The 6,019-nt window shown below is 50.2% G+C and carries 5 protein-coding genes; 4 read left to right on the top strand and 1 reads right to left on the bottom strand.

What is annotated here, in order from left to right:
- The first annotated feature begins 146 nt into the window (after nucleotides 1-146).
- The 4 genes from tal (at nucleotide 147) to RMO84_RS16835 (ending at nucleotide 5,450) form a co-directional block, all read left to right on the top strand.
- Complete coding sequence (gene tal / locus RMO84_RS16850) at nucleotides 147-1,301, top strand: transaldolase (RefSeq protein ID WP_310489594.1); 1,155 nt, start codon at nucleotides 147-149, stop codon at nucleotides 1,299-1,301.
- Nucleotides 1,302-1,698: 397 nt separating this feature from the next.
- The gene (gene zwf / locus RMO84_RS16845) at nucleotides 1,699-3,228 is read left to right on the top strand and encodes a glucose-6-phosphate dehydrogenase (RefSeq protein WP_310489593.1); all 1,530 of its coding nucleotides are present in this window, start codon (nucleotides 1,699-1,701) and stop codon (nucleotides 3,226-3,228) included.
- Nucleotides 3,229-3,326: 98 nt separating this feature from the next.
- Nucleotides 3,327-4,691 carry a glucose-6-phosphate dehydrogenase assembly protein OpcA gene (opcA, locus tag RMO84_RS16840; protein WP_310489592.1) on the top strand — a complete coding sequence of 455 codons (1,365 nt, stop codon included), beginning with the start codon at nucleotides 3,327-3,329 and terminating at the stop codon, nucleotides 4,689-4,691.
- A gap of 99 nt (nucleotides 4,692-4,790) precedes the next feature.
- Nucleotides 4,791-5,450 carry an HAD family hydrolase gene (locus RMO84_RS16835; RefSeq protein WP_310489591.1) on the top strand — a complete coding sequence of 220 codons (660 nt, stop codon included), beginning with the start codon at nucleotides 4,791-4,793 and terminating at the stop codon, nucleotides 5,448-5,450.
- A gap of 40 nt (nucleotides 5,451-5,490) precedes the next feature.
- On the opposite strand, the gene RMO84_RS16830 is transcribed toward RMO84_RS16835, so the two are convergent.
- On the bottom strand, nucleotides 5,491-5,781 hold the full coding sequence (locus RMO84_RS16830; RefSeq protein WP_310489590.1) for an antibiotic biosynthesis monooxygenase: 291 nt from the start codon (nucleotides 5,779-5,781) through the stop codon (nucleotides 5,491-5,493).
- Between the last annotated feature and the right edge of the window lie 238 nt (nucleotides 5,782-6,019).

Raw genomic sequence — 6,019 nt, 5'->3', positions numbered from 1 at the left:
CCAAATTATTGAGTACTGCCAAATAACATCTTTTCGATAGCTTATTTTTCAGCTCGAATCGATTGGCGTGAGCCACCAAAGACTCATCTTCGGCATCACCGCTGGGTCGAGAGCATCAACCATCATTACCGGAGTAACGATCGATTATGTCATCAACCGCCCAAAACCCCTTACTGACGATCGAGCAAGAATACGGCCAAAGTATCTGGATGGATAATCTCAGCCGCGATCTCCTCACCACTGGCGAACTCGCCCAACTAATCGACACGCGCGGCGTCTTAGGGATCACCTCCAACCCCGCCATCTTTGAAAAAGCGATTGCCGGTAACGCCATTTACGACAAGCAGATTGAAGAAGGGATTAAAGCCGGAAAATCCCTCAACGATATTTACGAATCCCTGATTTTCACCGATATCCGTCAAGCCTGCGACATCCTGCGCCCCGTCTACGACAAAACCAACGGGATCGATGGCTACGTCAGCATCGAAGTCCCTCCCACCATCGCCGCCGATACCGCCAGCACCATCAGCGAAGCCCGTCGCTACTACGGCGAAATCGGTCGTCCCAACGTGATGATCAAGATCCCCGGCACCCCCGAAGGCTTACCCGCCGTCGAACAGATGATTAGCGAAGGCACCAGCGTCAACGTCACCCTCCTGTTCTCCGTCGCCAGTTACGTCGAATCAGCCTGGGCATATATTCGTGGCTTAGAAGCTCGCGCCGCCAAAGGCGAAGACATCAGTAACATTTCCTCCGTCGCCAGCTTCTTCCTCAGCCGGATCGACACCAACATCGATGGTAAACTCGACAACCTGCTCAAAAATCTCACCGACGCCACCAAAACCGAAAAACTCTCCGCCCTCAAAGGCAAAATCGCGATCGCCAACGCCAAAATCGCTTACCAAGAATATAAGAAAATTATCGCCACCGATCGCTGGCAACAACTTGCTGCCAAAGGCGCACGCGTCCAACGCCTCCTCTGGGCGAGCACCGGCACCAAAGATCCCAGCTACAGCGACGTCATGTACGTTGATGGACTCGTCGGTAATGACACAGTCAACACCCTCCCCCCCAACACGATCGAAGCCTGTGCCGACCATTGCGATCCCGCCAGCCGGATCGAAGCCGGAGTCGATGAAGCCTACCGCCTCATCGCCAGCCTCAAAGATCCCGACGTGAATATCGATCTCGATAGCGTCATGGGCGAACTTCTCATCGACGGCATCGACAAATTCGTCAAACCCTTCGACTCGTTGATGAAGTCTTTGGATGGTAAAGTAAAAGCGTTGATGCCAGTGTAGTTAGGGGATAGGGAATAGGGGATAGTTTTACTTAGCGATCGTGTAAAACCCTATTTGCTACTAAATCCAACTTAGTAACTTATAACTAAAATCTCAGGTGGAGCGAATGCCGCACCGCGCTACACACAAGTCGAACCTTTGGTGGGGGTCTGGGGGAGGCGACAGCTTCCCCCAGCCGAGGACTGCGAGGTACACCCAGCCCAGACTCAGCCTTACTAACCACCACAACCCGATCCCTGTCAACACTCTACTCGATCGTCAACCAAGAGTAACTAGCACATCAAGCAATATCCACACTCATAGTATTATTGCCCGAACACTAGATAGTGGACATTATCCACCCTACAGAAATTTATTAGCCAAAACACCAGTTCGCGTTCTACCAATCATATAAGATATGATCGATCTTCTTGAAAATCCCTTTCGCCTCGGACTCAGACAAGAACGCGTCCCCGAACCTCAAATCCTCACCATCTTCGGTGCCTCCGGCGACCTCACCCACCGCAAACTGATCCCCGCACTCTACCAGATGCGACTCGATCGAAGATTACCACCTGAAATTACGATCGTCGGCGTCGCTCGTCGCGACTGGAGCCACGAATACTTCCGCGAACACTCCAAACAAGGCATCGAAGAATTCGGCAACGGGATTCAAGACGAAACCGCCTGGGAAGAATTTGCCAAAGGCTTATACTACTGCTCCGGCGACATCGACAAACCCGAAAGCTACCTCAAACTCAAAGCCTTCCTCAGCGAACTCGATACCGAGCGGCGCACTATGGGCAACCGCGTCTTTTACCTTTCCGTCGCCCCCAACTTCTTCCCCGAAGCCATCAAACAACTAGGCAGCGCGGGGATGCTCAACGACCCTCAAAAACATCGCCTCGTCATCGAAAAACCCTTCGGTCGCGATCTTAGCTCCGCTAGAGTTTTAAACCGCGTCGTCCGCCAACATTGCGAAGAACAGCAAGTGTACCGGATCGACCACTACCTGGGCAAAGAAACCGTCCAAAACCTGTTGGTGTTGCGATTTGCCAACGCGATCTTTGAACCCCTCTGGAATCGCAACTATATCGATCACATTCAGATTACCGTCGCCGAAACCGTCGGCGTTGAAGATCGGGCTGGGTATTACGAATCCGCTGGCGCACTGCGCGACATGATCCAAAACCACCTGATGCAGGTGTTTTGCCTCACCGCGATGGAACCGCCCAACTCCCTCGACGCCGACTCGATTCGCACCGAAAAAGTCAAAGTACTCGAAGCTACTCGTCTCGCGGATGTCAATAACCTCAGTCGATCGGCAATTCGGGGACAATATGAAGCAGGCTGGATGAAAGGCGACCAAGTACCAGGCTATCGTGAAGAGCCTGGGGTCGCACCCGAATCAGTGACTTCGAGCTTTGTGGCGATGAAGTTTATGGTCGATAACTGGCGGTGGAAAGACGTGCCTTTCTATTTACGGACTGGTAAGCGTTTACCCAAGAAGGTTTCAGAAATCGCCGTGCAATTTAAAGAAGTGCCGTGGTTGATTTTCCAATCCGCTTCCCGTCAAGCCAATCCGAATGTGCTGACAGTGCAGATTTATCCGAATGAAGGCATCTCACTCCAATTTGAAGCCAAAATGCCTGGAGCCGATCTTCGCACCCGCACGGAGAATATGGATTTTAACTACCAAGAAGCTTTTGGGGTCAAATCTTCCGATGCTTACGACAGGTTATTAATCGACTGTATGCTGGGCGATCAAACTCTGTTCACCCGCTCCGATGAAGTCGAAGAAGCATGGCGGATCGTCACTCCCGCGCTGTCAGATTGGGAAGCTAATACCGATCCGAATTCGGTTTCGCTGTATGAAGCGGGCACCTGGGGGCCGCTAGCTGCTGAAGATCTGATTAATGATGATGGCAGAAAGTGGCATCGATCTTAAGTTGGTGCAGCATAGATCTACCCACCCCGCCCTTCGGGCACCCCTCCGAGGAGGGGATTTTCCTCCCTATTCCCTATCCTCTATTCCCTATCCCCTAGATGAGTACTCAATCCCCACCAGTCGTCTCGCTCCGTGCGCCGAAGGATGTTTCGGTCGCTGATATCGAACAGGAATTAGGCCAAATCTGGAAAGATTATCAACCAGAGAGCCAAACCCAAGATGCGATCGTGGCTACTCAAGCTACGACCTTTACCTTGATGGTATACGAGCCAGAACCAACCCAGCATATGTTAGCAGTGTTGGGCTTTTATGATGGGCCGATCGATGGTATTTTTGGCCCCGCCCAAGTCAAGGCAATTAAAGCCGCCCAAACCGCTTATCAACTTCCCAGGACTGGTAAACTCGATCGCGAGACGATGAGCAAAATCGAAGCTGCTTATCACAATCGGATTACCGCGACCCACGATACTCATGCGATCGCGATTGAAAAAGATGTAGACAATCGCGGCTATGTAGTCACCGATGCGATCGCTAATACCAATCCCCGGCGCATCGTTACCCTCTGTCCGGTCATTAGCGACGATACTGGCGTTACCGCTCAGGTGTCCGTCTATTGCCCGATGAAGAAACAATCCTTGCATTCCCTCGTGGGCAGCGAATACGTGACCTTGCGGGCGACTCCAGACGCCTTAGAGCGCAATGCGGAGAGTATCGCCAACCTCGCAGTGCCAGAGTATCCCCAATTCTTGTGGTGGAAAGATACCCCCACACCCATCAAGCCGCTATTTTTGCAGCTAGCACAGAAAGTACATGCGGCGATCTTTGACTCTGCTGAGTTCGGGCAGAGCGAGGCGGAATTATTGCAACTGCATGAGATCCTCGATCGCGGCATTCCCGTCATCGACCTCAACTGGCGCAGGATTGCGGGCTGGCAAGAACTCACCGCCGAAGCCTTCGATCCCCCAGCGCGTCGCAAAGATATCACCGAAATCGATCGAGTGGATATCAATTATGAAGCTGGCAACCCCGCTCAAGCGATCATGTTCCTCGGTTGGCTCTCCAGTCGCCTCCAATGGCAACCCGTCAGCTACAAACACACTGGCGGCGACTATGACTTGCGCGAGGTGGATTTTGTCGCCCCCGACGGACGCAAAATTCATACCGAACTCGCCGCGATGCCTACTGCGAATATGGGCGAAATTCCTGGCGATCTGATGGGTGTCCGCCTCAATTCAACCAATCCAAAAGCCAACTGCATCACCGTTCTCTGTTCGGAAGTCGCTGGTTGTATGCAGATGGAAATGCGCGGTGGTACCCAAACCGCCCGAGTTGAGGAAGTTACTTCCCTCGCCGAGCGCAGTGCGGAAGATTTACTTGCTGAATATCTCCAACGCTGGAGTCGGGACTTGCTTTACGAACAAACAATGACCGTCGTCGCTCAAATTTTGAGCAAGGTAAGCTAATTCAGAAGCCTCGTAGGTTGGGTTGCGGATGCGCGCTCCTCGGCAACCCAACCTACCCTAAAAGATTTATCTGGATCGGAATCGATCGAGCAGTATTAAATGAGGATCGATCTAATTATTTTTGATTGCGACGGTGTTTTAATAGATAGCGAAATACTTGCTAATCGTTCGGAAGTAGAATCTCTGAGATCCTTTGGCATTGAATTTGAACTCAGTGATTATATGAATCGGTTTGTTGGCAAAAACACCAAAGATGTATTGGATGGCATTGAATCATTACATGGTGTTCGAGTATCTGAAGATTCTTGGAAGTTAGTCAAAGAAAATACATCTAAAATTTTTGAATCAGAATTAAAGCCCATCGATGGTGTTTTTGAATTATTAGCCACGATAGACACAGCGAAATGTGTAGCTTCCAGTAGCTCTCTCGAACGATTGGATTTAACGCTTAAATTAACAGGACTGCTCGATATCTTCTCACCGCATATTTTCAGTTCCGAACAAGTCGGTCGTGGTAAACCTGCACCCGATTTATTTCTATTTGCAGCGGAACAGATGCAAGTACATCCAGATCGATGTATCGTTATCGAAGACAGTCTGACTGGAGTTCGAGCCGGTGTTGCCGCAGGCATGAAAGTAATCGGCTTTACTGGTGGTAGTCATATCCAACTGGGGCATCAAGAAAAATTAATTGATGCAGGTGCCGTCGAGATTTTTTCAGAAATGAGTCAAATATCAGATTGGTTGAAAACGCACTAATTAGTAGGATGGATTTCGCTGTTGCTATACCCAATAAACTCTACACTATTTCATAATGCTCGACCGTTGGAAATGGATCGTAGAAATGATGTAATAAAGAACGCCATTGCTGATACTCTAGAGAGCCGCGAAAGCCAATTGTATGGTCTTCTAAATGCTCCCAGCGAACTAGAAGAATGTATCGATCGCGATTTTCTACACAGTGTTGGAGTTCGTGCGAAATATATCCCGGCATCGCCATAATAATTTTGGAAGCCACCGCAAAAGCAGCTTCAAACTCTACTGCGACACCAGGTTTGAGATCGAGAATCGCAACTTCCAAGATTGACAATAACTACCACCTAATATTCAATAAAAGAGCAGAGTTTAGACTTCCGTCTCAACACCCCAACTATCAATTATCTAACGGCATGGTTGTCCGGTATAGCGGTTGATAGCACTGGGAGCCGCACTAGGAACCCCAATAATCGTATTGGTGCAGGCATACCGAGGGCCACGGGGATCTAATTGTCGATCGGGAGAGATGACTGGTGCTGCTGGTTGTGGCACATAACGGCCATTGGGATAAT

Origin of the sequence: Chamaesiphon sp. VAR_69_metabat_338 (assembly GCF_031423935.1) — a bacterium.
Taxonomy (GTDB): Bacteria; Cyanobacteriota; Cyanobacteriia; order Cyanobacteriales; family Chamaesiphonaceae; genus Chamaesiphon.
This window is presented reverse-complemented; position numbering and strand designations above follow the sequence as displayed.

Coding starts and splice junctions, on each gene's coding strand:
- tal (WP_310489594.1), top strand. CDS start 147: ATGTCATCAACCGCCCAAAACCCCTTACTGACGATCGAGCAAGAATAC.
- opcA (WP_310489592.1), top strand. CDS start 3,327: ATGAGTACTCAATCCCCACCAGTCGTCTCGCTCCGTGCGCCGAAGGAT.
- zwf (WP_310489593.1), top strand. CDS start 1,699: ATGATCGATCTTCTTGAAAATCCCTTTCGCCTCGGACTCAGACAAGAA.
- RMO84_RS16835 (WP_310489591.1), top strand. CDS start 4,791: ATGAGGATCGATCTAATTATTTTTGATTGCGACGGTGTTTTAATAGAT.